Source organism: Streptomyces sp. NPDC052101 (assembly GCF_040680235.1).
Classification (GTDB): Bacteria; Actinomycetota; Actinomycetes; order Streptomycetales; family Streptomycetaceae; genus Streptomyces.
Window position 1 is genome coordinate 713,728 of sequence record NZ_JBFAWH010000002.1, and the last position, 25,154, is coordinate 738,881.

Consider the following 25,154-nt stretch of genomic DNA (forward strand, 5'->3'; position numbering starts at 1 on the left):
GGGGGTCAGCCGATCTGCGCGTTCTTGGAGACGGTCGCCTGGTCGATGTCGGAGGTCCGCACGGTGACGGCGATCTTCCAGTCGCCGGCCATGGGGATCTGCACTCCGCTCGCCGACCAGTGGCCGGTCGTGATGTGGTCGGGGGTCACGGGAAGCGGGCCGATCTTCTTCGCCTCCAGGGTGAAGGAGACCTTCACCTCAGGGATGTCGAAGGCCCGGCCGCCCGGCCGCTGGACGTACACATGCATCTCGTTGCCGCCCACACGCGCGGGGTCGAGGTCGATGCTGACGACGCCCTTGCCGTCGGTGCCGCCGGTGTCGAAGGGCATGTCCAGGGTCAGCGCGCCGTTCGAGGGCGCCGCGGCCGAGCCGGCGGAGGACGTGGCGGCCTTGGCGTCCAGCTCGGTGCGGCCCGGCTCGGTCTGGGTCAGCCAGGTGGTGACCGCGAGCAGTACGACCGCGACGCCCGCCTCGACCAGCACCGAGCGGCGCAGTCCGAAGCGGTTCGTGTCACCGTCCCGCAGGCGCTTCTGCCGGGCGGCGTCCATGGCGGCCCGCTGCCGGGCGAGCTGCTCGGCGCGCCGGGGGTCTCCGCTGGTCCTGCCCTTGCCGGCGGACTGCTTGGCCGCACCGGAAGCGACCCGTTCCCGCTCGGGCTCGTCGGCCGCGCCGGCGACCGTGTCGGCGAGCCGGCCCGTCCACCGCCGGGATACCGAGGCGATGCCGACCAGCAGCGCCACCAGCCCGATCTTGACCAGCAGCAGCTGTCCGTACCGGGTGTCGGTGAACGCCGACCAGGAGCCCAGCTGGCGCCAGGACTGGTAGGTGCCGGTCGCGACAAGCACGAGAACGGAACCGAAGGCCACGCGCGAGAAGCGGCCGACGGCGGCGGCCTCCACCGGTGTCTCGGCGGGCGCCCGGTACAGGGCGACCAGCAGGGCGGTGAGCCCGCCCAGCCAGGCGGCGACGGCGAGCAGGTGGAGGACGTCGACGGGCATGGCGATGCCCGGCTGGAGCCCGACCGAGGCGTGCTCGGCCATGGCCCAGCTGGTGGCGAGCCCGGCTGCGACGACCACTCCGCCGATGGCGAGCCCGAAGGTCAGGTCGCGCTTCTCCTGGCCCTCTTCCCGCTTGGTGTAGGCGCCGAAGAGGACGGCGATGAACAGCGCGGCGGCGGCGAGCAGCAGCAGCCGGGAGACCAGGGCCGCGCCGGTCTTGGTCTGCAGCACTTGGCCGAGCAGTCCGAGGTCGAAGACGTCGGCGAACTTCCCGGAGGTGGTGTACGAGCCGCGCAGGAGCAGCAGCCACAGGGTGGCCGCGGTGAGCGTGAGCCAGCCGCCGACGACCAGCCGCTGCAGGGCCCGTACGCCCGCCCCGCGCTGCCAGCAGGCGAGCACGAAGGCGGCACCGCCCGCGAGCACGATGAAGCCGGCGTACGACGCGTACCGCCCGAACGCGTAGAGCGCGCCGACCACTCCGCCGCCCGCGACCGGCCCGGTGCCGGAGACCACGGTCTGCGAGGGCGCCCCGATGGAGAAGGTGTAGGCGCCGGAGACGGGGTGGCTGTCGGCCGAGACGACCTGGTAGGTGACCGTGTAAGTGCCCTTGCCCAGGCCGCTTCTGAGCCGCACGGCGTATGTCGTCCCGCTCACGTTGGCGGGCTTGCCGCTCTGCACCGGCTTGCCCCGGGGGTCGAGGACGCGCAGGGAGTCGTCGTTCGTCGCCACCTTCTCGGAGAAGGTGAGCGACACCTGGCTGGGTGCCTGCTTGACCACCACCCCCTGCGCGGGGTCGCTGCCGGTCAGCGCCGCGTGCGCGGCGGCCGGTCCGGCGCCCGCGAGCAGTGCGCCGGTGACGGCGAGGAGCAGCAGCACCAGGATGCGCAGGCTGCTTCGCTGTCCCTTGGGGGTGATGGTCCGCGTCACGGTGGTCGGTCCCTCCCTCAGTGGCCGGTCGACGGGTTGTACGTGGCGGACTTCACCGGCATCTCGATGGTGAGGGGCCCGGATTCGGCGAAGGTGAGCTTCACGGTGACCGTCTGGCCCTGCTTCGGCGTGCGCTTCAGCTTCTCGAACATCAGATGGTTGCCGCCGCTTTTGAACACGAGTTGACCGTGGGCGGGTATGGCGAAGGAGTTCTGCTCCCGCATGGCGCCGCCCGCGGTGCTGTGCATGGTGACCTGGCCGGCGACGTCACTGCTCACCGAGGTCAGCTCGTCCTTGGAGCCGCTCTTGTTGGTGATCGTCAGAAAGCCTGCGGCCATGTCGGCGGAGACCGGCTGCGGGATGTACGACCCGCTCACCGACAGCTCGGCCTTCTTGGTGCCGGAGCCGGACCCGGACGTCGAGCCGGACGTCGAGCCGGAGTCCGAGCAGCCCGCGAGGGCCAGCGCACCGGCGAGCGCGGCGGCCGTGGTCAGGACGGCGGAGCGGTGCCTCACGGGTTCTCCCCCTTGATGAGCTTGGGCAGGTCCTTGGTGTAGTCGTCGACCGTGGCGCTCTCGCCGTAGAGGACGTAACCGCCGTTCGTCTTCGGGGAGAAGGCGATGACCTGGGTGCCGTGGACGGAGACGAGCTTGCCGTTCTTGTCCTTCGTCGTCGGCTCCACGGAGATGCCGACGGAGCGGGCGCCGGCCTGGATGGTGGCGAAGTCCCCGGTCAGACCGATGAACTGGGGGTCGATGCCCTTGAGCCACTTGCCCAGCTCGGCCGGTGTGTCGCGGCCGGGGTCGGTGGTGACGAACACGACCCTCAGATCGTTCTGCGCGGCCTTGGGCAGCGACTTCTTGGCGACGGCGATGTTGCTCATCGTCGTCGGGCAGATGTCGGGGCAGTGCGTGTAGCCGAAGTAGACCAGGGTCGGGTGGCCCTTGGTCTGCGCGCGGAGGTCGTACTTCTTGCCGTGCGTGTCGGTGAGGACGAGGTCCGGCTTCTCGAAGGGCTGGTCGAGGACGGTGGCGGCCTTGTTCGAGCCGGACTCCTCCGCGACCACGGAGACCGGCGACTTGTCGTCGTTCCCGCTGCCGCAGGCGGACAGGGTCAGGGTGGCGGCGGCGAGCAGCGCGGCCGCGGCGAACGTCTTCTTACGCATAGAGAAATGTCCCAGATGTAAGTAATCCGGCACGCACCGGGGTCGTACGACGGCCACGACAGCGTCGCATGCGCCGCACGAGCCCCGGGGCGCGGTTCCGGAACGGTGGGGCTCAGGCGGTCCGGCGGCGGCCCGCGAGGACGCCGTAGGCGACGCCTGCGGCGCCGACGACGATGCCGACCACGCCGAGCACGCGGGCGGTGGTGTCGGTGTCGGAACCGGAGTCCTCGGCGGCGGCCGTGTTCTCGGTCTTCTCGGCGGTGTCCTTGGCGTTCGCCGAGCCGTGGTGGTCGTCGCTCGCATCGGACAGCCGCAGGACCGGCGCCGGGTTCTCCGGCTCGTCCTGGCCGGCCCGCGGCACCTCGATCCAGCGCACGACCTCGTTGTCGGAGTACGTCTGGAGCGCCTTGAACGCGAGCTGGTCGGTGTTCTCGGGCAGGGCGCCGACGGAGAGCGGGAACTTCTGGAAGTAGCCGGGCTGGATGCCCTTGCCGTCGGCGGCGGTCCAGGTGACCTTGGTGACGGCCTGGTCGATCTTCTCGCCGTGCATGGTCAGCGGCTTGTCCAGCTTGGCCTTGGTGACCTGCACGTTCCAGCCGGGGACGGGCTCGGGCATGACCGAGGCGAGCGGGTGGTCGGCCGGGAAGGCGACCTCGACCTTGGTGGTCGAGGCCTTGTCGCGCTCGTTGGGGACCTTGAAGTCGACGACCGCGTAGCCGCCCTTGGCCGCGGTGCCCTCCGGCTCCACGGCGACGTGGGCGAAGGCGGGGACGGACAGCGCGAGGACGGCCGTGCCCGCGGCGGCGGTGGCGGCGGCGACGCGAGAGGCGATACGAGAGGCGATACGAGATGCCTGCATGGCAGGAGCACTCCACTCTGAGAGTTCCGGTGACGAGGAGGTAGGCGGGCGCGTGGCCGTGCCGCAGCTCGGAGCCGTGCCGAGCCTGCGGAGATGCGCACGCGCGCGTGCCGCGCGACGGCAGCGGCCGCTCCCGTGGCTCTCTGATGGGGCTCTTGCGTGGAGTGGTGTGCGCGTCGCGTCAGGCGGCGAGGAGGAAGGGTGCGGCGGGCGGGCCGCGCCGGATCACCGTGTGCTGGAGTGCGGTGGTGTGCGGGGCGGGCGGCTCGTCCCGGGCGGTACGGCGGTGGCGCGGGCCGGGCGCGGAGGCGGGCAGCAGCCCGGCGCACAGGGCGCGCGCCAGCGCGAGCGCCGCGCGCAGGGAACGTACGAGAGCCCCCTCCGCGACTCCGTGCGTCGACAGCTCGGTCAACCGCAGCAGGGCCAGATCGCCGCGGCGCAGCAGCCAGCCCGCGGCGACGGCCGCGAGGACGTGGCCGAGCAGCATCGGCAGCGAGGGCAGCAGCGCGGCGGAGGAGCCGGTGACGTCGTACGCGTGGTACCTGCCGCCCGTGCCGGCCAGGGGCCGGCCCGAACGGTCGATGAGATGTGCGGCGAGCAGGACATGGAAGGCGCGCCCGGGGGTGAGGGCGCTCGGGCTCGCCCCGCACAGGAACCGCGCGGCCTGCTCGACCAGCGCGGTGTCACTGAGCGAAGAGCCCGTCGAGCCCCCCGAGCCGGCGGGGTTCATCGCCCCCGTCGCCATCCGCCCGGAGGCCATGGCGGCCCCGTGCTGACCCAGCCCGAACAGCAGGTGCAGCGCGGTCTGGCCGAGCGCGAGGGACGCGGCGATGCCGGGCAGCGAGCGAGCCCGCCCGGCAAGCGGCACCACGAGCAGCAGACAGCCGGCGAAGCCCGCACCCAGCGTCCACAGCGGCACGCTCGCGCAGGAGGCGAGGGCGTGCCCGCACGCGGCCAGCGCGACACAGACCGCGGCGAACACCGCGGCCCGCAGGATCCGGAGCCCGGCTCCGGGGCGCGCCGTGCGCGGGTGGGGGGCAGTCATGGCGGGCCCATCATCGCACTGGGCTTATCGGAGCCCTACGGCAGGGCCGCGGGATCGTCCCTCATACACCGATTCCTCCCGCGGCGCATCGGCTGTATGGGCGGAGTCACGTCAACGGTGTGCTTACGGCCCCCTATGGGCGGCAATAGGTATCGGTATGTCGAGCCGCGGCCAGGAGGCTGGAGCATGAGCATCTGGTGGTCACTCCATCTGCGCCGCGAGGCCGCGAGCGTGCCGCTCGCCCGGCGGCTGCTGATCGGCACCATGGAGACGGCGGGCGTCGACCCCGAGATCTCCTACGACCTTTCCGTCGCCCTGAGCGAGGCCTGCGCGAACGCCGTCGAGCACGGCGGGAGGCTGCCGCACGGCGGCTCCCCGGGGGCGTACCGGGTGACCGCGTATCTCGACGGCGAGAAGTGCCGTATCGAAGTGGCCGATTCCGGGCCGGGAATCCCGCGTGTGCAGGAGATCCGTCCGGCCCGTCCGGACGCCGAGCACGGCCGCGGGCTCTGTCTCATCCGGGAACTCGCCGATCACGTCCAGATCGGCGCCAAGCCCGGCCGGGGCGGCACGGTGGTCAGCTTCGACAAGATCCTGAAGTGGAAGAAGGATCCTTCACTGCTGACGGCGTGACAGCCGGCGGGAGAGGCCGGCGGGTGCGGTCGGCTCAGCCCTTGTCGAGGACCTTCGCCAGCGCCTCCAGCGCCTCCGGATACGCCCGTTCGCGGGGTGTGCCGTAGCCGACGACCAGGCCCTGCGGGCGGCCGGGACCGGGGGTGTGCCAGTGGTCGCCGAGGGCGCCGAGGGCGAGGCCCTCCGCCTCCGCGCGGGCCAGCGCCTCGGCCTCGTCGGGCACGTCGATCAGCGCGTGCAGCCCCGCCGCGATGCCGCGCACGCTGCGGCCCGCCCCCAGCCGGTCCAGCAGCTGGTCCCGGCGGCGCCGGTAGCGCAGCCGGCAGGCGCGCACATGCCGGTCGTAGGCATGGCTGTCGATCAGCTCGGCGAGCGCGAGCTGGCCGATGGTCTCGGTGTGGTGGTCGCTGTGCAGCTTGGCGTCGGCGACCGCGTCGACCAGCTGCGGCGGCAGCACCATCCAGCCGAGTCGCAGCGCCGGGCCGAGCGTCTTGGAGGCGGTGCCCAGGTACACCACCTGACCGGGTGCCATGCCCTGCAACGCGCCCACCGGCTGGCGGTCGTAGCGGAACTCCCCGTCGTAGTCGTCCTCGACGATCAGCCCGCCACGCGCGCGTGCCCAGTCGCCGAGCGCCCGCCGCCGCTCCGGGTGCAGGGTCACGCCGGTCGGGTACTGGTGTGCCGGGGTGAGCACCACGGCGGCCGCCTCGCCCAGCTGCTCGGGGCGCAGCCCGCGCGCGTCGACCGGCACCGGCAGGACCGTTCCGCCGTTGCGCCGCACGACCTCCCGGTGGAAGGGCAGCCCGGGGTCCTCCATGGCGACGGCGGCGCCGTCCAGCACGCGCGTGAGGAGCGCGAGACCCTGGACGTACCCGGAGGTGATGACGATCCGCTCCGGCGGCGCGAGCACCCCGCGCGCCCGGCCCAGATAGCCGGAGAGCGCCATGCGCAGCTCGACGCGCCCGCGCGGGTCGCCGTAGTCGTACGCCAGTGAGGGCGCCGTCGCTATGGCCCGGCGCAGTGCGCGCAGCCAGGCGGCCGCCGGGAACGCGCCGACGTCCGGGCTGCCGGGGCGCAGGTCGAAACGCGGGGCACGCGTGCGTGTCGCCGTGCCGGGCTCCGCCGACTCGACGGTCGGCAGCTCGGCGACCCGGGTGCCCGAGCCCTGGCGCGCCGTCAGGTAACCCTCGGCGACGAGCTGGTCGTAGGCGGCCTTGGCGGTGCCGCGCGAGATGCCGAGTTCGGCGGCGAGCCGCCGGGTGGCCGGCAGCCGGGTTCCGGGGGTGAGCCGCCCGTCCCGTACGGCGTCTCTCAGGGCCCGCTCCAGCCCGATACGGCGGCCGTCCGCCGAGTCGGGTTCGAGATGCAGATCCACACCCACACCGGACCAGAAGTCGTTCACGAGAACCTTCCCCCTAGGCACGCGAATGGCCGGGCACCTCCCCGGTACCCGGCCATTCAAACCCAGATCAGCCCTTCAGCGACGCCATCCATGCCTCGACCTCGTCGGAGCGGCGCGGCAGACCGGCCGAAAGGTTTCGGTTGCCGTCCGCGGTGATGAGGATGTCGTCCTCGATGCGGACGCCGATGCCCCGGTACTCCTCCGGCACGGTCAGGTCGTCGGCCTGGAAGTACAGCCCCGGCTCGACGGTGAGCACCATGCCCGGCTCCAGCGTGCCGTCCACGTACGTCTCGGTCCGCGCGGCGGCGCAGTCGTGGACGTCCATGCCGAGCATGTGGCCGGTGCCGTGCAGGGTCCAGCGGCGCTGCAGGCCCAGCTCCAGGACCCGCTCGACCGGGCCCTCGACCAGGCCCCACTCGACGAGCCTCGTGGCGAGCACGTGCTGGGCGGCGTCGTGGAAGTCGCGGTACTTGGCGCCCGGCTTCACGGCCGCGATACCGGCCTCCTGAGCCTCGTACACGGCGTCGTAGATCTTCTTCTGGATCTCGGTGTACGTGCCGTTGATCGGCAGCGTGCGCGTGACGTCGGCGGTGTACAGGGTGTGCGTCTCCACGCCGGCGTCCAGCAGGAGCAGGTCGCCGGAGCGGACCGGGCCGTCGTTGCGCACCCAGTGCAGGGTGCAGGCGTGCGGGCCGGCGGCGCAGATGGAGCCGTAGCCGACGTCGTTGCCCTCCACGCGCGCGCGAAGGAAGAACGTTCCCTCGATGTAGCGCTCGGAGGTCGCCTCGGCCTTGTCCAGGACCTTGACGACGTCCTCGAAGCCGCGGACCGTCGAGTCGACGGCCTTCTGCAGCTCGCCGACCTCGAACTCGTCCTTGACCAGCCGGGCCTCGGAGAGGAAGACGCGCAGCTCCTCGTCGCGCTCGGCGGTGACCTTGTCGGTCAGCGCGGCCTCGATGCCGGCGTCGTGGCCGCGCACCACGCGCACCGGGCCGGTGGCCTCGCGCAGCTTGCCGGCCAGCTCGCGCACATCGGCGGCCGGGATGCCGTAGAGCGCCTCGGACTCGGTGAGGGAGTGGCGGCGGCCGACCCACAGCTCGCCCTGGCCGGAGAGCCAGAACTCGCCGTTCTCCCGGTCGGAGCGGGGCAGGAGGTAGATCGTCTCCTCGTGGCCGTCGTCCTTCGGCTCCAGCACCAGGACGCCGTCCTCGGTCTGGTTTCCGCTGAGGTACGCGTACTCGACCGAGCAGCGGAAGGGGTACTCGGTGTCGTTCGAGCGGGTCTTCAGGTTGCCCGCCGGGATCACCAGGCGCTCGCCCGGGAAGCGGGCGGAGAGCGCGGCGCGGCGGCGCGCGGTCTCGGCGGCCTGCGGGATCGGCTCCAGGTCACGCAGCTCCGTGTCGGCCCAGCCGGACTGCATGTTCTCGGCCAGCTCGTCGGAGACGCCCGGGTACAGGCCGTTCTTCCGCTGCTTGATGGGCTCCTCGGACTCGGTCTCGGGGCCCTCCGCGGTAGCGGAGTCGGGCACAGCCGGGTTGAGCTCGTCGGACACGTGATCCTCCTCGATACGCCTTGTGATCTCCCCCGGGGCCCGCGACGCTCCTGCTTGTGGCCGAGCGGGGACCTCCATCATCGTACGGTCGTACCAGGAGCGGGCGAGGGCCGGATGCCCTGTTATGCCCGGTCATTACAGGCGGGCTCAGTCGAAGCGGGCCGCCAGCAGCACCACGTCCTCCTCGTTGTCGTCCCCCAGTCTCGAATTCGCTCGACCGGGAGGTGCCCCCACATCCAGGCCGTTCGGCAGGACGGTGCGCAGGACATGGTCGGCGACGGCGCCGGGGTCGTGGCGCAGCGCGCGCGGGATGCTCGCGGCGGCCGCGTGCAGGCGGGCGAAGGCGCGGTCCATGGGGTCGCCGGTACGGTGCAGCAGCCCGTCGGTGTAGAGCAGGACCGTCTCTCCGGGCTCGGCCTGGATCTCCACGCTGGGCGCCTCCCAGCAGGCGAGCATGCCGAGCGGCGCGGAGACGGAGGTCTCGGCGAACTCGGTGCGCCGCTCGCCGATCAGCAGCGGCGGGCTGTGGCCGGCGCCGGCCAGGGTGACCTTGCGCAGGGCGGGCTCGCAGTAGGCGAACAGCGCGGTGGCCGAGCGGGCGGGCTCGGTCAGCCGCAGCAGCAGCTCCAGGTCGGACAGGACGGCGACCGGGTCCTCGCCCTCCATCACGGCGTAGGCGCGCAGGGAGGCGCGCAGACGGCCCATCGCGGCCACCGCGCTCGGACCGGAACCGGTGACCGAGCCGACGGACAGACCGAGCGCGGCGTCCGGCAGCGGCAGCGCGTCGTACCAGTCGCCGCCGCCGTGCGGGCCGGTGCGGTGCCGGGCGGCGAGCTGGACGCCGGGTACGCGGGGCAGCCGGGTGGGCAGCAGTTCCTCGGTGATGGTCGCCACGCGCGCGCGGGTGCGTTCCACTTCCAGCAGCCGGGCGAGGTGCTCGGTGGCCTGCCGGACGTAGAGGCCGACGAGGTGGCGCTGCCGCTCGTGCGGCTCGGCCGGTTCGTCGTAGAACCAGACGGCGGCGCCGAGGCGGCCGGCGGAGTCGGAGGCGAGGGGCAGGGCGTAGCTGGCGGCGTAGCCGAGGCGGGCGGCGACCTCGCGGTGCCGGGGGTCGAGGCCCTCCTCGGCGAGCAGGTCGGGGTGGACGATCTCGGCGGCCGTGCCGGTGTCGTACGGCAGCGCGCCGCGCGGGACGGTCTCGATATGGCCGAGGTCGGCGCGGCCGAGGCCGAGGCCGAGGGTGGTGCGGGGGCCGAGTCCGTCACCGGGCTCCAGGGCGACGAGGCCGCGGCGGGCGCCGACGAGGGCGGCTCCGGCGCGCAGCAGCTCGTGCAGGGCCGGCTCCAGGGCGTGCGTGCGGGACAGGCGCTCGGTGAGTTCGTGGAGGGTCGTCAGGTCCGAGACCCAGCCGGCCAGCCGGTCCTGGAGGAGGGTGCCGGGCGCGGGGGCGTGCGGGGCGGGGACGGGAGCGGCGTCGGGGGAGGGATCGTCGCCGGGGCCGTGGGGGGCGGGCGCGACAGTGTGTGCGGGCGTTGGAACCGCAGGATCGATTCCAGCCACTTTCGGAGGGTGCGGGGCGTTCATGGCGTCCGGCCTTCAGACCGGTGCGTATTGCTGAAAAGCATCGCAAAACCCCCATGTCATTCTGCGCCGCTAGCGGTGTCTCCACATGTACACGCACTCGTGAGGGGATGTCCAGCATTGTCCTGCAGGGATTCCTGGTGTCCATGGGGCGGACGAGGGTTTCTTTCGAACCCCTTGCCTTACTGCCAAGTTGGCCTAAAACTGCCTCGGGTATCGGTTCATTGCGGTCGACTGGCCTTGCTCCACAGAGCGTCACAGCGGTCGTGATGGGTACGTACTCGGAGAAGGCCAGGGGTGGTTGGGGGCCACCCGGAACCTGGCGACGGACCCGGGCGTCATAGCCACCGACGGCCGAGCCCCATCCTCCCTGGCGGAGGCGGAGAGAAACACGCGCGACGGCAAAACGCCATACTTCGCCACCCCCGCGCCGCAACCGTGCTTTTGATGGACGCACTACGGACGTGGACGCGGCTCATGCTCAACCCCCTGGGGTTCCCCCTGTCCTGTGCAGGGGTGTGATGCGCCAATAGGTACGCACAGTGAAGTGATCGACACATGGTGTGATGCGGACCACGGTGTTGCCAGCGGTGCAACGGAAAGGAACGAGCGCTCATGCGCGAGATCCTCGGAAGGCGACGCAGGCTCCTGTCCAGGCGGAAAGCCGGGAGGCCTGAGCTGATCGGCGCGGCCCTGACCTTCGCGACCGAGTGGCAGTGGCCGGTACTGCCGGGTGTGGCCCCGGACCCGCAGGGCCGGGCCCGCTGCGCCTGCCCCGACCCGGAGTGCACGGTGCCCGGTGCGCACCCCTTCGACCCGGGCCTGCTCGCGGCCACGACCGACGCGCGGATGGTGCGCTGGTGGTGGACCAACCGGCCGAGCGCGCCGATCGTCCTGGCCACCGGAGGCAAGGCGCCCTGCGCGGTCAGCCTGCCGGCGCTCGCCGCCTCCCGGGCCCTCGCCCTGCTCGACCGGCGGGGCATGCGCCTCGGCCCGGTGATCGCCTCCCCGAACCGCTGGGCACTGCTCGTCAAGCCGTACTCCATGGAGCAGCTGGGCGAACTGCTCTACGCCAAGGACTTCGTCCCCGGCTCCCTGCGCTTCCACGGCGAGGGCGGATATCTCGCCCTGCCCCCGTCCGAGACCGGCCAGGGCGCCGTCCGCTGGGAGCGGGCCCCGCTGCCCGGCTCGGCCGCGCCCTGGGTCCCAGGCGTGGAGGCCGTGGTGGATGCCGTGGTCGACGCCCTCACTCGTACGGGTGTGAGCGCACCCGAGTTCTAGCGGTGTCCGGCGCGGACGTGTCAGGCGAGCCCCGCTCGCTCGTTATCTTCCGCACATGCTGCGAATTTCTGGGGGACAGGGCGGTCGGTCGTCGGGGCGGCACGGCCGTCGAGCGCCGCGGCGCGCGCCGCGGCCGGCGGGGGTGCGTGGACCGGACAGCCGAATGTGGTGGCTGTTCGGGCTCATCGGTGTGGTGGCGGCCGCGGTCGTACTGCCACTGGCCGTGGCCTCCGCGGGGCAGGTCCGCGAGGCGGCCCGGCAGGCGATGACGGGCAGACCGCACGACGCCGTAGGGACCCCGGGGGGCGGGGGCACCTCCGGGAGCGGCCGTCACTCCGGGCGCGGCCATGCCGGCAAACCCCGCGAGAAGGCCGGGTCGCACGAGGACGCGGCCGGGGGCGCGGACGCGAAGGTCCCCGCGCCCGGCTCGCCCCGGCTGCTCGGGCTCGGCCTGGACACCGCCACGCGCTGCGGTCCCCAGCTGACCGCTCCCGACGGCCTGGAGGCCCAGACCTGTGTGCTGACCCAGGGCGCGGACACCTGGGCCCGTACCTACTACCGCAACGCCACCGGCCAGCCCCTGGACTCCATGCTGAGCCTGATGGGTCCGGACGGCCGCAGTGTGCAGATGCACTGCGTCACGAACGAGGACGACGAGCCCGCCACCTGCGAGACGCCCCGTCAGCGCACCAAGGGCCGGCCGGACGGCTACACGGCCGTCGACGAGTTCGCGACCCGGGGGATTGATAGCGCGCTGCTGCTGCGCTCGGGCAGTGATGCGGCGGGCGGTGACCGCAACTCCCCGCCCACTGACGGGAGTTGACGCACCGCGACGGACTGTGCACCGTACACGGACATGGAAAGACCCGGTTGCTGGCGACGGGGGATGCACCAGCAACCGGGCTATGGGAACCGTAACAAGAGATCGGCGGTTCGCAAATTCCGTCTGGGGCATTCGGCCACCGATTTCCCTGTCTCCAGGGGGAGTTGTGACAGGAGTCACCTGTTTCGCGGGCGCGGCACCACTCACCGACCGTTCAGTCGAGAACCGCGCCCGCGAACGCGTCAGCTGAGCGTGACCTGCCGGTTGGTCAGTCCGCCGCGTGCCCGGCGCTCCTCCGGTGTGAGCGGCTCGGTGGTGGCGAGGGCGGCGGCGAGTCGCTCGGCGAACTCGGTGGCCGGCTTCTCCACGTCGTCCGCCGTGACCCCGCTCGGCAGGTCCCAGACCGGCACGGTGAGGCCGTGAGCACGGAAGGAGCCCACGAGCCGGGTGCCCTCGCCCAGGTTGGAGCGGCCCGCCGCGTGCAGCCGCGCGAGAGCGTCCAGAAGCTGCTCCTCCGGGTGCGGCATCACCCAGCGCAGGTGGTTCTTCTCCGGGGTCTCGCACCAGTACGCGGCGTCCACGCCGGTCAGCTTCGCCGTCGGGATGGCGGCGGCGTTGGCCCGCTCCAGGGACGCGGTCACCTCCGGCGTGGCGTTCTCCGCGTCCGGCACCCAGAACTCGAAGCCGCTCTGCACGACCGGCTCGAAGGGCGCGTCGAGGTCGAGCACGTCCTGCAGCCGCGGACCGCCGGACGGGGCGCGGCGGCCCTGCACGGGGGTGCCGGGCTCGGCCTCCAGTGCGCGCAGCAGGGTGTCGGCGAGGTCGCGGCTGAGGTCGCCGGACGCCGTGTCGTTCTGCAGGCCGAGCAGGACCGAGCCGTCGTCGCGGCGCAGCGCGGGCCAGGCCATCGGCAGCACCGTGGCGAGCGTGACCGAGGGAACGCCCTCGGGCAGGCCGTCCTTGAGGGTCAGCGTGACGGTCGCGGCCGGCACCAGCTCGCGCAGTGCCACCCAGTCGCCCTCACCGGGCAGTCCCTCGAACGGGCGGGGCACCAGCTCGGTCGCCGCGTGCGCCGCGGCCCGGCCGTGGCACGCCTTGTAGCGCCGGCCGCTGCCGCAGGGGCAGGGCTCGCGGGCGCCGACCACCGGAATCTGTCCATCAGCGCCTGCGGCGCGGGCGCCGCCGGTCGGCTGCGGCCGCCCGGCCTTCGTCTGGGGTCGCTTCTTGGCCATCGTGGGTGTCTCCCGGTTACGGCTCTTCTCGTACGGGCGGGAGCCTAGCCGTTCAGGCCGTGACCGGCGGGAACCTGTGGACAACGCACGCCGGCTCGACGCCAAGGGTGTGAACCTGTGGACGACTTGGGGGCGTTCCGCGTGTTGTTCCGGACCCGCACCGGACCGTCCTCGGCCGGGTCCGTCAGTCCAGGTCGTCGAACGCGTCCGCGAAGTCCAGACCGGCGATGTCCGCGAGCGCGGGGGCAGTGACGCGCGTAGCGAAACCGTCCTGGCGGCACCCGGCATCGGGATCGTGGACGTCCACGTGGACCACCACCCAGACCGTCACCTCGCCGCGGACGTCGTCGCGCACGCCCCAGTCGTCGGCGAGGGCCGTGATGATGTTGAGCCCCCGGCCGCCGTGCGCCGTCACCGACGGGGTGGCCGGCGCCGGGCGGGTCGGACCGCCGCCGTCCGTCACCTCGACGATGAGCCGGCCGCGTGGGTCGACCCGCCAGGCCGCGAGCACGTCGCCGTCGCCGACCGTCGCGTCGCCCAGGGGCCGCCCGTGTTTGCAGGCGTTGCTCAACAGTTCGGAAAGGATCAGTACGGCATCGTCGATGACCGATTCGGAGACGCCGCCGCTGCGCAGCTGCGAACGCATCCGGTGCCTCGCCTTCCCCACGCCCGCAGGGCCATGGGGTACGGCCATGCTCGACGACGTGGGCACCTCCTGTGCCACCACCAACGCCACCCCCGAGACCTCCTTTGCCCCACGCCACGGTGTGGATGCCCCATTGGCCTGTACCGGAAACCGGCCAATCCCCTTCCGGTGACGCATTCGCAATGGCCCTGCACGGAGCGAACGCGCCGGAGCACTCCCTGTGACGAAGGTCTTTTCCCTGGTCGCCGTATGGCTGGATTTCATTGGTGTGGCCGAGACTGGAGGATTCAGCAGCCGCACAGCAGGGTCAAGGGATGTGCGCGGCTCTTTACCGGCCTCTTGAGGTCACAATCGGTCTTTCGCGGTCAGATACGCCCCAGTTGGCGCAGGACCGCGCGCGGGCGGTTGGTGATGATGGCGTCGATGCCCAGGTCCACACAGAGATCGACGTCCTCGGGCTCGTTCACGGTCCAGACGTGGACCTGGTGACCGGCCCGTTTCAGCCGTTCCACATAGCCGGGGTGGTTGCGCACGATACGGATCGAGGGCCCCGCGATCCCCACGCCTGCGGGCAGCCGTCCGTCGCGCAGCCGCGGGGTGAGGAACTGCACCAGGTAGACCGTCGGCAGCGTCGGCGCGGCGGCACGCACGCGATGCAGCGAACGCGCCGAGAAGCTCATGATGCGGACCGGGGACTCGGCGGCCGAGGCCGGCGCGTCCAGGCCGAACCGCTTCAGCAGCGCCAGCAGCCGCTCCTCGACCTGTCCGGCCCAGCGCGTGGGGTGCTTGGTCTCGATGGCCAGCTCCACCCGCCGCCCGGCGTCCGCGACCAGCTCCAGCAGCCGCTCCAGGGTGAGCACGGAGGTGTCCGCCGGATCCTCCGGCCGGTGTACCCAGTCGGGCTCCTCGTCCCGTCCGCGCCAGGCGTCGCGCGTCTTCCAGGAGCCGAAGTCGAGGGCGGCGAGATCGGCCAGTTCCAGGGCGGAGACGGCGCCGCGGCCGTTGGAGGTACGGTTCACGCGGCGGTCGTGGACGCAGACCAGATGGCCGTCGGCGGTCAGCCGTACGTCACACTCGAGGGCGTCGGCGCCGTCCTCGATGGCCTTCTTGTAGGCGGCCAGAGTGTGCTCGGGCGCGTCTTCGGAGGCGCCTCGGTGGGCGACGATCTGGATGGAGCGCTGTGGTGCGTGGGTCACCGCGACATGGTGCCACCGTCGCGGGGTACGCGCGGAGGCGCGGATGCGTCCGCGCGGCGAACGGCGGTTGTTCGACCTGTCCGTTTATATAACTTTTGTGTGAAAGATCCTATGTAAACAAAGTCCCCGGACCCACAGGCACCGCTTATGGTGCTCTGACGGCCCGTGGGAAAAGCTGACTGCATACAGCAGCCGTGGATCGAGGAGAAGAGCTGTGAGCACCGAGAACGAGGGCAACGAGGTACCCCCGGCCCCGTCCGCACCCCCCGTGCCGGTGGCCTCTCCCGACTCCCCGCAGGGCTCCGCACCCGAGGGGACCGCACCGACGGCTCCCCTTCCGCCGGTACCCCAGGACGCTACGGCCCCCGAGGGCTCCTGGCCGCCCCCGGCCACCCCGCCGCACGGCGAGGGCCCGGCCCATAGCGGGGGCCCGGCCTACGGCGCAGGCGGTGCGGGCGCCGACGGAGGCTTCGGCGGTGCGGGCGGTGCGGGCGGTGCGGGTGGCGCGGCCGGAGTCGGCGGCTGGGGCGCGTCGTACCAGCAGCCCGCCCCCAAGCCGCGCAACGGACGCGGCGGGCTCGTCGCCGCGGTCCTGGTGGCCGCGCTGGTCGCGGGCGGCCTTGGCGGCGGCCTCGGCTACACCCTGGCCAAGGACAACGACAACAGCGGCTCCACCACCGTCTCCGCCTCCGACAGCAGCGCCGCGCAGGTCAAGCGCGCGCCGGGCACGATCGCCAACGTGGCCGCCAAGGCGCTGCCCAGCACGGTCACCATCGAGGCCGAGAGCAGCAACGGCGAGGGCGGCACGGGCACCGGCTTCGTCTTCGACAAGCAGGGCCACATCGTCACCAACAACCATGTGGTGGCCGACGCGGTCAACGGCGGCAAGCTCACGGCCACGTTCCCCAACGGCAGGAAGTACGACGCCGAGATCGTCGGCCACGCGCAGGGCTACGACGTCGCCGTCATCAAGCTCAAGAACGCCCCGTCGGACCTCACACCGCTCGCCCTCGGCGACTCCGACAAGGTGGCCGTCGGCGACGAGACGATCGCCATCGGCGCCCCCTTCGGCCTGTCCAACACCGTGACGACCGGCATCATCAGCGCCAAGAACCGCCCGGTGGCCTCCAGCGACGGCAGCTCCACCAGCAAGGCGTCGTACATGAGCGCGTTGCAGACCGACGCGTCGATCAACCCGGGCAACTCCGGCGGCCCGCTGCTGGACGCCTCCGGCGCGGTCATCGGCATCAACTCGGCGATCCAGTCGAGCACCAGCGGCGGCGGCTTCGGCGGCTCCGGCCAGTCCGGCTCGATCGGTCTGGGCTTCGCCATCCCGATCGACCAGGCCAAGTACGTCGCCCAGCAGCTGATCAAGACCGGCAAGCCGGTGTACGCCAAGATCGGCGCCTCCGTCTCGCTGGAGGACTCCACCGACGGCGCGAAGATCACCGACCAGGGCGCGGGCGGCGCCGCCGCGGTCGAGTCGGGTGGTCCGGCCGACAAGGCGGGCCTCAAGCCCGGTGACGTGATCACCAAGCTGGACGACATGGTGATCGACAGCGGCCCGACCCTGATCGGCGAGATCTGGACCCACAAGCCCGGCGACAAGGTGACGATCACCTACAAGCGGGGCGGCCAGGACCACACGGTCGACCTGACCCTGGGCGCCCGGGCGGGCGACAGCTGAGCCGGGCGCCCGTACCCCGTCAGGGTTCTCAGAGCCGAGGTCCGGACTTTCAGAGCCGGAAGACGCCTCGCCAGATCCACCCCGCGCCGAGCACGGTGTTGCGCAGCGGGTCCCGCATGTCACGGGAGTCGAACAGGACCACCTTGTGCCGCCGCCCGTCCGGTCCCCGTTCGTACGTCCACTGCCGCTGGACGGACGGTCCACGACTCCACTGCCGGGACAGACCCCGCCGTGGGGGGTTCCCGACCAGGGCGACTTCTCTTACTTCATCGAGGACATGCACCTCGCGCCTGACGGGAGCGAAGCGCATTCGGGCCTTCATGGTCCGCTCCACGTTCTTGGCGGAGAGCATGTCGCCCGAGTAGGGCACCACGACCTGCCACTCCGCCACCAGATCCGCCTTCTCCGCGCCGAAGGCCTGACGTATCCGGAACGGCACGCCCGTCCCGTTCAGAGCGAGCAGCGCGGCCCGCAGCTCCTGGGCGGGCAGTGGACTCACCCCGTCCTCGGGGTACTTGGTGCCACGGAGCCGGTCGAGGAAACCCATGCCGTCACCTTGCCATGGGCACCTGTCGGCCGGGCAAGGCCGGGTGACCATGTAGCCGACGGTGTCGGCGATGTCCTGGCTCTATGGCCGTTCGATGCCGTCCATGTGAGCGGCGAGCTGCCTGGTCGTGGCCTGTCTCCTGACCAAGGATCCGCTCGCTCTTCCAGGGGCTGCTCACCCGGCTCGGCCACGCCGACCCGGAGTCGGCCGCCGGTGCGCTGCTGATGCTGTACGACGGCGCGATGGCCGCGGGTTACCTGGACGACTCGACAGCCGCCCACACGACCCTGCTGAACGCGGTCCGGCTGCGGATTCCCATAGAAGCTCTGATCTCTCGGGAGGCAGGAAGACCGGTCGTTCTGCCTCTCGGCCATAACCTCCTCGCCGTCCTCGCGCCACCGGCGGACCCCCGGCCGCCGGACCCCGTGTGGATCTCCTGTGGACCGCGCCGCCCGCGCGATAGCGGAGACCGGTACGCTGTACCCGCTCCGTCCCAGGTGGACGGAGGCCAGGTGGGTTGCCCGAGCGGCCTAAGGGAACGGTCTTGAAAACCGTCGTGGCGCGAGTCACCGTGGGTTCAAATCCCACACCCACCGCGCAGGTTGAAGGCCCCTGACCAGCAACATCGGTCGGGGGCCTTCGGCGTGCACGTTGCCTGTTGGTGACCGCGATTCCCCGTGATTTCCCGGTCTATCGGGCACGGACGGGGCACGGTCGCACACGGCTTTGAGGTTGGTCCTCCTACTAGTGACTAGTAGGTGATCCGCTCGCTACTCCCATCTTTCCCTGCTCCTGTCGGCGGAGAGCCAGCAACGGCGAGAGGTCGGCTCCGAGGCTTTGGGCGGGAGCTGCCATGGGGCGAGTGATCATGGCCCCGTAAGCTTCCGGCGCGTCGGGCAGTCTGTGGACCTGCCCGGTAAAGCACGACGTTGGGGCCATGATCTTCGAGGCTCGCCCCATGGTGGCTGCCTAAAGCCTCGGAGCCGACCGGCCCCGCTGGCGGTTTGGCAGTATGGGCCTCCACTCATGGCCACGGGCCCTATCCACATGTGGGCGCGCGTCGGCGCAGCGCGGGCGGAGCGGGCCGGAGGCAGGAGCGTCGCCCGCAGCGGAGCCGGGAGCGCGCCCGGCGGAGCGGAGCGCAGCCGGGGCTTGATGAGGTAGAGAAACCTGTAACAGCCTGCGAGGGCTACGCGTCGAAGTCGTACTCCAGGATGTACGAGGCGGCATCGAGCGTCATTTCGTTGATCTCGACGGGGCGGCCCTCGTCCGCGAACGCGGTCCGGCAGATGAGGATGACCGGCGTACCCGCAGAGATGCTCAACTGCCCAGCCTCATCCTTTGAAGGCATGCGTGAGCGGATCTCCTCGCGGAAGTGCACTGGCTTGTATCCGAGTTCGGCAAGCCGGGCGTAGGTGCCGCCGGGGCCCGTGTCCTCCTGCGTGATTGCGGAGCCTGCGACCACCGACGTTGGAAGATAGCTCGTCGCAAGCAGGACGGGCTTCCCATCTAGGACGAAGCGTCGGCGCCTCACGCACACGCTGTCCTCGTCGGCCAGCTCCAGAACCAACTTGACTCGCTCCGGCGGCGCCTCCTCCGACACCGTCACCTGATCCACCACAAGCGAGCGGTTCTCGATGTCGGCGGCCCAGATTGACCGGCCGCTACCCCACTGTTCCTGCGCGAGCCGTTGGATGCCTCGACGCCTCAGGGGGCGGAAGTCGCGCACGAACACGCCTGCACCCTTGCGGGACTCGGCGACCCCTTCGTCCTTGAGTACGCCCAGGGCCTGGCGAGCCGTCATACGAGCTACGCCATGCTGGGTCATCAGGTCGTTCTCTCCCGGAAGCCGATCACCGGGACCGTACTCGCCCGACTGGATCGCCTCACGTAGGGAGTCCGCGATCCGCTGGTACTTCGGCCGACGGTCGTCGTCGGTGTTGGCCATTCCGGAACCCTCCTCGCTTCTCTAGACAGCCTAGGCCATAGGTGGGGCGCCCGCTCGGTGCGTGTATCCGCGATCCTTCGCCGACAACATCTCTAGACATCTCTCTTGCAACGTCTCTAGACATGTGCTTTCCTGGAGATGTCTAGAGAGGTCGCGAGAGGCGGCCTCCCAGAACGAGGGATGTGCTCATGCCGTCTTTCAAGATCGACCTTTCGACCGCTGTGGTGTTCGTGGCGACCGCCCCGGAGCCCAAGATGGTCAACAAGAAGGCCGGGGAGCGGGCCGTGGACCGTGAGACCAACGCGAGCCTCTCGACGGTGGGTCTGCTGGTCTCGGATGAGGGGGAGGGGAACCTCTACCAGGTGACCGTGCCGGAGACCGGCGTCCCCGAGGGAATCGCGCCGGGTACTCCGGTGGCCGTGACCGGACTGAAGGCCCGTGACTGGGAGAACGAGTTCAACGGCCAGAAGCGGCACGGGATCTCGTTCCGCGCGGTCGCCATCACACCGCTCGGAGCCTGACCATGACCGACGTAGCCGCCTGGTTCGAGCTGGGGAGTGCTGCGGCCGGTGTCGGTGGGCTCGGCTACGCCAAGACCCGAGCCCCCCGCGTGTACTGGTCGCTGGTCGGCCTGCCGGTCACCTGGTCCCGGTTCACCTGGTCGTACGGGTCGACGATGGAGGTGTGCGGGCTGGCGGTTCAGCCGTCTCGCCTGCGGGCCTTCATGACCCGGAACGTGGCCCGTCGGGAGGTGCGGCCGGTGCCGCCGAAGGTCCGCCGGGTCCGGCCGACCATGACCGGGCTGCGGGTCACGCTGCGGCTTCCGGCGGGCCTGGAACCGGCGGACGTGGCCGCGTCCTCCGAGCGGCTCCGGCACGCGTTCGGGGTGCAGTCGGTGACCGTGGCGGAGATCAAGCCGGGGTACGTCGAACTACGGATGACCGGCTACGACGTGCTCCGCCGGGTCCGGCTGCCTCGCTCGGCGCACCCTCGTGACCTGGTCGTCCCGGTCGCGCTGCGCGAGGACGGCACGGTCTTTGAGCGGGAGTACCGCAAGGTGCCGCACGCCCTGACCCTGGGTGCCAATCAGTCGGGCAAGTCGGTGTATCAGCGCAACCTGGTCAAGGGCCTGGCCCAACTGCCCGTCGCCCTGGTTGGTATCGACTGCAAGCGTGGGGTGGAACACAGCGCCTATGCCCCTCGGCTGTCGGCGCTGGCCACCGACCCGCAGAGCGCCGGGTACCTGATTGACGCGCTGGTCGGCGAGATGGAAGACCGCTTCGACCTGCTGGCCCGCCACGGCGTATCCGACGTGTGGGCTCTGCCGGACAAGGTCCGCCCGGTCCCGCTCGTCGTCCTGATCGATGAGGTGGCTGAGCTGTTCTGGGTGACCTCGAAGAAGGACGAGGCGGCCCGGGACCACACGGTCATGCAACTGGTCCGGCTGGGCCAGATGGCCCGCGCGATCGGGATCTACCTGGAAGTGTGCGGCCAGCGCTTCGGCTCCGACCTCGGCAAGGGCGCGACGGCTCTGCGGGCTCAGCTCACCGGGCGGGTCGTGCACCGGGTCAACGACAAGCAGACCGCAGAAATGGGCTTGGGCGACATCGCCCCCGACGCGGTCTCGGCCGTGACCACGATCCAGCCGGACCGCCCCGGTATCGCGGTGGCGGGTGACACCTCCGGCGGCTGGTCCCGCATCCGCACCCCCGAAACCACCCCCGCAGAAGCTGCGGCGGTCTGCCGCGAATTCGCCCACCTGACGCCGGAGTTGCCGTTCCTGGCCCCGTTCCGGCCCTTCCTCGGCATCCCGACGCCGAAGGGTGCCCCGGCCGTCGAGTCCATCCCGGCCGCTCCCTGACCACCCCTGCTCCACGGTCGGCGTGACCGCATCGCGCCAAGTCCCTACCCGACCCATGCCGAAAACAGGAGGACAGCAATGCCCAGCAGGCCCTGGTTCGACTTCCCCCCGCAGGAGCGAGACGACGCCAACCGGCTCGGCTTCCTGTTCGAGACCTTGCACAACGACATGCATCTCGGTCTGGAGACGGACCAGTTCGTCATGGTCCTGGGTGACGCCCTGGACTCCGAGTTCGCTGCCCGCGCAGATGGCGTCTACCCGCCCGCCGGTCACGGCTATCCCCGCCTCGACTCCGACGGGGAGTGACCGGCATGGCCAGGCGAAAGGTCACCGTCCCGGAGTCCCCGAAGTGCCCGGTCTGCAAGGGCACCGGAGAGGTCTCCCGCACCGTCCGGGTCGGCCGCAAGCGTCACGCGGTCGGGGCTCAGACGGGCCTGTGCCTGAACTGCCTCGGCTCCGGCGACGCCCCCGCCGACTAGCCCCCTGCCGGGACCGGGCGGCCGGACAAAGACCGCCCGCCCTGGCTCAACCCTCTGAAGGAGGTGAAGACGATGGTCCGTTCGATCCGCCCGGATGCCGTTCTGGTTCAGGCTGTGATTGCCGGGGCCCTGTCCTTCGCCCACCTGCATGACCTTGCCGCAGCGGCCGGACAGTCCGGCTGGAAGGCCTGGGCCTACCCCGTCAGCGTTGACCTGCTCCTGGTCGCTGCCTGGCGTCGGCTGCGGGTGCAGCGGTCCCGGCTGGCCTGGTGCTGGTTCCTCGTGGCCCTGGTCGCCTCGCTGGGCGCGAACGTCGCCACCGCCGGATTCCTCGACCTGGCGAACCCGCCCGCGCTGCTCCGCCTCGGAATCGCCGGATGGCCCGCACTCGCCTTCCTGGGCGGCACCCTGCTCGCTCACTCGGCCTCACCCGACCCGGCCCCCGCACCCGACCCGGAGGTGGAGGCGGAGCAGATCACCGCCCCGGAGCTTGCTCCGGCTCTGCCGGAAACGGCACCGGTCGTGCCTCCCGCACTGGTCGAGCACGCCCGCAAGCTCGCTGCCGACCACCGCACCCGCACCGGCACGGACATCGACACGGCGACCCTGCGCGCCCGGCTCGGCGTCCCTGACGACCTCGCCGGGGCCATCGCCGCTCAACTCGCCTGACATCCAAGGAGGTTCAACCGTGCGCCCGAACCGCTACTACGACGTGATCCGCATCGGGCCCGTTCAGGTCGGCTCGTACAACAACGGCCGTGGCCAGATCCGGCACGCCGCCGCCTGCACCGCCCCGAAGTGCGGCTTCTCCACCGACCACGGCGACCGCTCGGCCGCCGAACTCGCCGCCCGCACCCACCGCTGCAACGCCTGATCCGGAAGGAGACCCGCTCGTGTTCACCCCGAAGTACCCGACCCCGGACACCGCCCCGCCCCCGGCGCCCGTCCAGCCGCAGGCCCCCGTCACGGCTCCCGCCGTACAGGCTCCGGCTCCGGTCGCCCCGGCGGCCCCGGCCTCGAACCGGCCGACCATCCAGCTCACCCCCGGCACCGCTCTTGCCCTCGTCGGCGGCGGCACCGCCGTGGTCCTCGTCGTCGGCGCGGTCCTGGTCTCGCTGCTGCTGGCGGTCGCCATCACTGGCATGTCTGTCGCCGTGTGCGCGGTCGTCCTTCGCTCACTCCTCAACAACCAGAAAGGCCACTGACATGGGGATCTTCAGCCGCAAGAACAACACGCCGGAACCCGCCCGCAACGAAGAGATGGTCGAACTCGGCCGTGACTACGCCATCGCCCGCCGCCACCGCGACACCAAGGCCATGAACCGGATCATGCGCCAGGTCGGCAACGACAAGGACGTGACCGACCTGAGCGACTTCCGCTCCGGCCAGGAGTCCTACGACTCCATCCCGCCCATCCCTCGCGGACGCAACCGCCGCCGCTGAACGGCCCCCGGGGCGGCTCTCTCGCCAAAGAACCGCCGCCCCGGACGCCTGCACCCATTCCTGATCAACGGACCCGAAAGGGAAGCCCCATCATGCCTCAGCACGCCCTGAACACGCCCGTCTGCCGTGACTGCGACGGCTTCGCCACCGCCGCGATCACCACCGGCACCCGCAACACCGACGGCACCCGCGCCACCCTCCGCGTCGTCTGCCCGACCTGCAAGGGCACCGGCCACAGGATCCCCGTCCTCGTGCTCGCCCAGGTCGGGAGGTGACCGTCGTGGCTCTTCTCGACTGGCGCTCTCCGGAGCACTTCGACCACAGCGGTGACCAGCCCTGCGTGATCTGTACCAAGCCCACCCCGCTGCGTTCCGACCGGGGCAAGCCCGTCCACAAGGTTTGCGCTGAGGAGTGGATCGACGCCCACACCGCGAAGGGGGATGAGCGTTGACGGACACCGCCACCATGGCGGGCCTGGACCCGGCCACCCTCGCCGACGTGCTGAGGCTGGCCGGGTCCACCGGCTTCGACCGCCTCCAAGACCAGATCCGCCGCACCGGCGGCTGCTCCGACCCCATCCACCTGCAAGGCGCCACCGTCACCCGAGACAAGGCCACCGGTCATGTCCTGCACCACTACTCCACCGACACCGAACCCGGTGGCCGACTTCGCCTCGCCTGCGGCAATCGCCGTGCCTCCCGCTGCCCGGCCTGCGCCTGGACCTACGCCGGAGACACCTACCACCTGATCCGCGCCGGACTGGTCGGCGACCCCGCCAAGGGCACCCCCGAAACGATCCGGGATCACCCCCGCGTCTTCGCCACCCTCACCGCCCCCTCGTTCGGCCCGGTCCATAACCGGCACGACAACCGGCCCTGCCGCTGCGGCATCCGTCATGGCGAGGACGCGCCCGAACTCGGCACACCGCTCGATCCCGAAACCTACGACTACGCGGGCGCGGTGCTGTGGAACAACCATGCCTCCGAGCTGTGGCGCTACTTCACGATCTACCTGCGTCGCGAGATCGCCCGCCGCGCCGGGCTCACGCAGAAGGAAGCCCACGAACAGTCCCGCGTCTCCTTCGGCAAGGTCGCCGAGTACCAGAAGCGCGGTGCCGTCCACTTCCATGCCGTGATCCGCTTCGACGGTCCAGACGGACCCGACAGTCCGCCCCCGGCCTGGGCCACCCTCGACCTGCTCACCGACGCCATCCATGCCGCCGCCGACCCGGAGCGCTTAACGGTCGACATCAAGCCTGCCAGGGACCAGCCCGCCCGCAGCCTCACGTGGGGCAAACAGCTCGACGTGCGCCCGATCCGGGCCTTCGGCAAGGGCGAAGAGATCACCGAACAGGCCGTTGCCTCCTATCTCGCCAAGTACGCCACCAAAGCGGCGGAGACCACCGGCACCGTCGACCGCCGCATCGGCAACAAAGAAGCCCTCGCGCTCCTTGGCGTGCCCGACCACCCTGCCCGGCTCATCGCCGCGTGCCTCGACCTGCACGCGCTCTACCCGGACCGCAAGCTCCGGGACTGGGCTCACATGCTCGGCTTCCGTGGCCACTTCTCCACCAAGTCCCGCCAGTACTCCACCACCCTCGGCGCCCTCCGCCAGGTCCGCGCCGACTACCGCGCCGCCCAGCAACGCGCCGCCCTCGGCCTGCCCGACCCCGACGACACGGAGGCAACAACGCTCACCCTCGCCCACTGGACCTACGCCGGACACGGCCACACCCCCGGCGAATCCTGGCTCGCCGCCAACATCCGCCGCGACATCGCACAGAACCGCGACCTCGCCCGTCAGGAAGCGGCTGACCAGGTCGATGCCAGTTCAGAGGGGGTGTGGTGAC

Annotated in this window: 28 protein-coding genes and 1 tRNA gene; 16 read left to right on the forward strand and 13 right to left on the reverse strand. The window is 71.3% G+C overall.

The window, feature by feature from the left end:
* Nucleotides 1-5: 5 nt before the first annotated feature.
* From AB0L75_RS06855 to AB0L75_RS06875, 5 genes are all read right to left on the reverse strand, one after another.
* On the reverse strand, nucleotides 6-1,925 hold the full coding sequence (locus AB0L75_RS06855) for a copper resistance protein CopC (protein WP_365176343.1): 1,920 nt from the start codon (nucleotides 1,923-1,925) through the stop codon (nucleotides 6-8).
* A 17-nt stretch (nucleotides 1,926-1,942) separates the two neighbouring features.
* On the reverse strand, nucleotides 1,943-2,440 hold the full coding sequence (locus AB0L75_RS06860; RefSeq protein WP_365176345.1) for a copper chaperone PCu(A)C: 498 nt from the start codon (nucleotides 2,438-2,440) through the stop codon (nucleotides 1,943-1,945).
* Nucleotides 2,437-3,090: an SCO family protein gene (locus tag AB0L75_RS06865; protein WP_365176347.1), complete on the reverse strand. Its 654-nt coding sequence runs from the start codon at nucleotides 3,088-3,090 to the stop codon at nucleotides 2,437-2,439. The genes AB0L75_RS06860 and AB0L75_RS06865 overlap by 4 nt, the downstream gene beginning before the upstream one ends.
* A gap of 112 nt (nucleotides 3,091-3,202) precedes the next feature.
* Entirely contained in the window at nucleotides 3,203-3,949 is a 747-nt protein-coding gene (locus AB0L75_RS06870) for a YcnI family protein (protein ID WP_365176349.1), read from the reverse strand.
* A gap of 181 nt (nucleotides 3,950-4,130) precedes the next feature.
* Nucleotides 4,131-4,994: a hypothetical protein gene (locus AB0L75_RS06875; protein ID WP_365176351.1), complete on the reverse strand. Its 864-nt coding sequence runs from the start codon at nucleotides 4,992-4,994 to the stop codon at nucleotides 4,131-4,133.
* A gap of 186 nt (nucleotides 4,995-5,180) precedes the next feature.
* Between AB0L75_RS06875 and AB0L75_RS06880 the strand changes: the two genes are divergently transcribed.
* Nucleotides 5,181-5,627: an ATP-binding protein gene (locus AB0L75_RS06880; protein ID WP_365176353.1), complete on the forward strand. Its 447-nt coding sequence runs from the start codon at nucleotides 5,181-5,183 to the stop codon at nucleotides 5,625-5,627.
* 34 nt (nucleotides 5,628-5,661) lie between these two features.
* Here AB0L75_RS06880 and AB0L75_RS06885 read toward each other — a convergent pair whose 3' ends face one another.
* The 3 genes from AB0L75_RS06885 to AB0L75_RS06895 all read right to left on the reverse strand — a co-directional run bounded on the left by AB0L75_RS06885 (nucleotide 5,662) and on the right by AB0L75_RS06895 (nucleotide 10,141).
* A complete protein-coding gene (locus AB0L75_RS06885) occupies nucleotides 5,662-7,029 on the reverse strand; it encodes a PLP-dependent aminotransferase family protein (RefSeq protein WP_365176355.1) in 1,368 nt (455 codons plus the stop codon).
* Between the two features lie 67 nt (nucleotides 7,030-7,096).
* Nucleotides 7,097-8,581, reverse strand: coding sequence for an aminopeptidase P family protein (locus AB0L75_RS06890; protein WP_365176357.1), 1,485 nt, complete (start codon nucleotides 8,579-8,581; stop codon nucleotides 7,097-7,099).
* A 147-nt stretch (nucleotides 8,582-8,728) separates the two neighbouring features.
* Nucleotides 8,729-10,141, reverse strand: a complete 1,413-nt coding sequence (locus AB0L75_RS06895) for a PP2C family protein-serine/threonine phosphatase (RefSeq protein ID WP_365176359.1) — start codon at nucleotides 10,139-10,141, stop codon at nucleotides 8,729-8,731.
* 636 nt (nucleotides 10,142-10,777) lie between these two features.
* Between AB0L75_RS06895 and AB0L75_RS06900 the strand changes: the two genes are divergently transcribed.
* Both AB0L75_RS06900 and AB0L75_RS06905 read left to right on the forward strand, forming a co-directional pair.
* Nucleotides 10,778-11,443: a bifunctional DNA primase/polymerase gene (locus AB0L75_RS06900; protein WP_365176361.1), complete on the forward strand. Its 666-nt coding sequence runs from the start codon at nucleotides 10,778-10,780 to the stop codon at nucleotides 11,441-11,443.
* 163 nt (nucleotides 11,444-11,606) lie between these two features.
* On the forward strand, nucleotides 11,607-12,266 hold the full coding sequence (locus tag AB0L75_RS06905) for a hypothetical protein (RefSeq protein ID WP_365176363.1): 660 nt from the start codon (nucleotides 11,607-11,609) through the stop codon (nucleotides 12,264-12,266).
* A gap of 242 nt (nucleotides 12,267-12,508) precedes the next feature.
* On the opposite strand, the gene AB0L75_RS06910 is transcribed toward AB0L75_RS06905, so the two are convergent.
* The 3 genes from AB0L75_RS06910 to AB0L75_RS06920 all read right to left on the reverse strand — a co-directional run bounded on the left by AB0L75_RS06910 (nucleotide 12,509) and on the right by AB0L75_RS06920 (nucleotide 15,340).
* Nucleotides 12,509-13,498, reverse strand: coding sequence for a DUF5926 family protein (locus AB0L75_RS06910; protein WP_365176365.1), 990 nt, complete (start codon nucleotides 13,496-13,498; stop codon nucleotides 12,509-12,511).
* Nucleotides 13,499-13,682: 184 nt separating this feature from the next.
* The gene (locus AB0L75_RS06915; RefSeq protein WP_365176484.1) at nucleotides 13,683-14,321 is read right to left on the reverse strand and encodes an ATP-binding protein; all 639 of its coding nucleotides are present in this window, start codon (nucleotides 14,319-14,321) and stop codon (nucleotides 13,683-13,685) included.
* 188 nt (nucleotides 14,322-14,509) lie between these two features.
* Nucleotides 14,510-15,340, reverse strand: a complete 831-nt coding sequence (locus AB0L75_RS06920) for a glycerophosphodiester phosphodiesterase (RefSeq protein ID WP_365176367.1) — start codon at nucleotides 15,338-15,340, stop codon at nucleotides 14,510-14,512.
* Between the two features lie 214 nt (nucleotides 15,341-15,554).
* Between AB0L75_RS06920 and AB0L75_RS06925 the strand changes: the two genes are divergently transcribed.
* A complete protein-coding gene (locus AB0L75_RS06925; protein ID WP_365176369.1) occupies nucleotides 15,555-17,027 on the forward strand; it encodes a trypsin-like peptidase domain-containing protein in 1,473 nt (490 codons plus the stop codon).
* Between the two features lie 49 nt (nucleotides 17,028-17,076).
* On the opposite strand, the gene AB0L75_RS06930 is transcribed toward AB0L75_RS06925, so the two are convergent.
* Nucleotides 17,077-17,574, reverse strand: a complete 498-nt coding sequence (locus tag AB0L75_RS06930) for a hypothetical protein (RefSeq protein ID WP_365176371.1) — start codon at nucleotides 17,572-17,574, stop codon at nucleotides 17,077-17,079.
* 511 nt (nucleotides 17,575-18,085) lie between these two features.
* Between AB0L75_RS06930 and AB0L75_RS06935 the strand changes: the two genes are divergently transcribed.
* Nucleotides 18,086-18,170 (forward strand) — tRNA-Ser (locus AB0L75_RS06935).
* Nucleotides 18,171-18,763: 593 nt separating this feature from the next.
* On the opposite strand, the gene AB0L75_RS06940 is transcribed toward AB0L75_RS06935, so the two are convergent.
* On the reverse strand, nucleotides 18,764-19,522 hold the full coding sequence (locus tag AB0L75_RS06940) for a GntR family transcriptional regulator (protein ID WP_365176373.1): 759 nt from the start codon (nucleotides 19,520-19,522) through the stop codon (nucleotides 18,764-18,766).
* A 188-nt stretch (nucleotides 19,523-19,710) separates the two neighbouring features.
* Between AB0L75_RS06940 and AB0L75_RS06945 the strand changes: the two genes are divergently transcribed.
* The 11 genes from AB0L75_RS06945 to repSA all read left to right on the forward strand — a co-directional run bounded on the left by AB0L75_RS06945 (nucleotide 19,711) and on the right by repSA (nucleotide 25,153).
* Entirely contained in the window at nucleotides 19,711-20,043 is a 333-nt protein-coding gene (locus AB0L75_RS06945) for a hypothetical protein (RefSeq protein ID WP_365176375.1), read from the forward strand.
* Nucleotides 20,044-20,045: 2 nt separating this feature from the next.
* A complete protein-coding gene (locus AB0L75_RS06950; protein WP_365176377.1) occupies nucleotides 20,046-21,383 on the forward strand; it encodes an FtsK/SpoIIIE domain-containing protein in 1,338 nt (445 codons plus the stop codon).
* A gap of 78 nt (nucleotides 21,384-21,461) precedes the next feature.
* The gene (locus AB0L75_RS06955) at nucleotides 21,462-21,689 is read left to right on the forward strand and encodes a hypothetical protein (RefSeq protein ID WP_365176379.1); all 228 of its coding nucleotides are present in this window, start codon (nucleotides 21,462-21,464) and stop codon (nucleotides 21,687-21,689) included.
* A gap of 5 nt (nucleotides 21,690-21,694) precedes the next feature.
* Complete coding sequence (locus AB0L75_RS06960) at nucleotides 21,695-21,862, forward strand: hypothetical protein (protein WP_365176381.1); 168 nt, start codon at nucleotides 21,695-21,697, stop codon at nucleotides 21,860-21,862.
* 72 nt (nucleotides 21,863-21,934) lie between these two features.
* The gene (locus AB0L75_RS06965) at nucleotides 21,935-22,531 is read left to right on the forward strand and encodes a DUF2637 domain-containing protein (protein ID WP_365176383.1); all 597 of its coding nucleotides are present in this window, start codon (nucleotides 21,935-21,937) and stop codon (nucleotides 22,529-22,531) included.
* Nucleotides 22,532-22,550: 19 nt separating this feature from the next.
* Nucleotides 22,551-22,736 carry a mobile element transfer protein gene (locus AB0L75_RS06970; RefSeq protein WP_365176385.1) on the forward strand — a complete coding sequence of 62 codons (186 nt, stop codon included), beginning with the start codon at nucleotides 22,551-22,553 and terminating at the stop codon, nucleotides 22,734-22,736.
* Nucleotides 22,737-22,755: 19 nt separating this feature from the next.
* Nucleotides 22,756-23,067 carry a SpdD protein gene (locus tag AB0L75_RS06975; RefSeq protein ID WP_365176387.1) on the forward strand — a complete coding sequence of 104 codons (312 nt, stop codon included), beginning with the start codon at nucleotides 22,756-22,758 and terminating at the stop codon, nucleotides 23,065-23,067.
* A gap of 1 nt (nucleotide 23,068) precedes the next feature.
* Nucleotides 23,069-23,305: a hypothetical protein gene (locus AB0L75_RS06980; RefSeq protein ID WP_365176389.1), complete on the forward strand. Its 237-nt coding sequence runs from the start codon at nucleotides 23,069-23,071 to the stop codon at nucleotides 23,303-23,305.
* Nucleotides 23,306-23,397: 92 nt separating this feature from the next.
* Complete coding sequence (locus tag AB0L75_RS06985) at nucleotides 23,398-23,580, forward strand: hypothetical protein (protein ID WP_365176391.1); 183 nt, start codon at nucleotides 23,398-23,400, stop codon at nucleotides 23,578-23,580.
* A 5-nt stretch (nucleotides 23,581-23,585) separates the two neighbouring features.
* Nucleotides 23,586-23,756: a hypothetical protein gene (locus AB0L75_RS06990; RefSeq protein ID WP_365176393.1), complete on the forward strand. Its 171-nt coding sequence runs from the start codon at nucleotides 23,586-23,588 to the stop codon at nucleotides 23,754-23,756.
* Nucleotides 23,753-25,153 (forward strand): replication initiator protein RepSA, encoded by a 1,401-nt coding sequence (gene repSA, locus AB0L75_RS06995; RefSeq protein WP_365176395.1) that lies wholly within the window; start codon nucleotides 23,753-23,755, stop codon nucleotides 25,151-25,153. Before AB0L75_RS06990 ends, repSA begins: the two co-directional genes overlap by 4 nt.
* Nucleotide 25,154: the final 1 nt, after the last annotated feature.

Coding starts and splice junctions, on each gene's coding strand:
- AB0L75_RS06915 (WP_365176484.1), bottom strand. CDS start 14,321: ATGCGTCACCGGAAGGGGATTGGCCGGTTTCCGGTACAGGCCAATGGG.
- AB0L75_RS06955 (WP_365176379.1), top strand. CDS start 21,462: ATGCCCAGCAGGCCCTGGTTCGACTTCCCCCCGCAGGAGCGAGACGAC.
- AB0L75_RS06930 (WP_365176371.1), bottom strand. CDS start 17,574: ATGGGTTTCCTCGACCGGCTCCGTGGCACCAAGTACCCCGAGGACGGG.
- AB0L75_RS06905 (WP_365176363.1), top strand. CDS start 11,607: ATGTGGTGGCTGTTCGGGCTCATCGGTGTGGTGGCGGCCGCGGTCGTA.
- AB0L75_RS06875 (WP_365176351.1), bottom strand. CDS start 4,994: ATGACTGCCCCCCACCCGCGCACGGCGCGCCCCGGAGCCGGGCTCCGG.
- AB0L75_RS06870 (WP_365176349.1), bottom strand. CDS start 3,949: ATGCAGGCATCTCGTATCGCCTCTCGTATCGCCTCTCGCGTCGCCGCC.
- AB0L75_RS06980 (WP_365176389.1), top strand. CDS start 23,069: ATGGGGATCTTCAGCCGCAAGAACAACACGCCGGAACCCGCCCGCAAC.
- AB0L75_RS06940 (WP_365176373.1), bottom strand. CDS start 19,522: ATGGCCAACACCGACGACGACCGTCGGCCGAAGTACCAGCGGATCGCG.
- AB0L75_RS06950 (WP_365176377.1), top strand. CDS start 20,046: ATGACCGACGTAGCCGCCTGGTTCGAGCTGGGGAGTGCTGCGGCCGGT.
- AB0L75_RS06965 (WP_365176383.1), top strand. CDS start 21,935: ATGGTCCGTTCGATCCGCCCGGATGCCGTTCTGGTTCAGGCTGTGATT.
- AB0L75_RS06865 (WP_365176347.1), bottom strand. CDS start 3,090: ATGCGTAAGAAGACGTTCGCCGCGGCCGCGCTGCTCGCCGCCGCCACC.
- AB0L75_RS06960 (WP_365176381.1), top strand. CDS start 21,695: ATGGCCAGGCGAAAGGTCACCGTCCCGGAGTCCCCGAAGTGCCCGGTC.
- AB0L75_RS06910 (WP_365176365.1), bottom strand. CDS start 13,498: ATGGCCAAGAAGCGACCCCAGACGAAGGCCGGGCGGCCGCAGCCGACC.
- AB0L75_RS06900 (WP_365176361.1), top strand. CDS start 10,778: ATGCGCGAGATCCTCGGAAGGCGACGCAGGCTCCTGTCCAGGCGGAAA.
- AB0L75_RS06880 (WP_365176353.1), top strand. CDS start 5,181: ATGAGCATCTGGTGGTCACTCCATCTGCGCCGCGAGGCCGCGAGCGTG.
- AB0L75_RS06985 (WP_365176391.1), top strand. CDS start 23,398: ATGCCTCAGCACGCCCTGAACACGCCCGTCTGCCGTGACTGCGACGGC.
- AB0L75_RS06945 (WP_365176375.1), top strand. CDS start 19,711: ATGCCGTCTTTCAAGATCGACCTTTCGACCGCTGTGGTGTTCGTGGCG.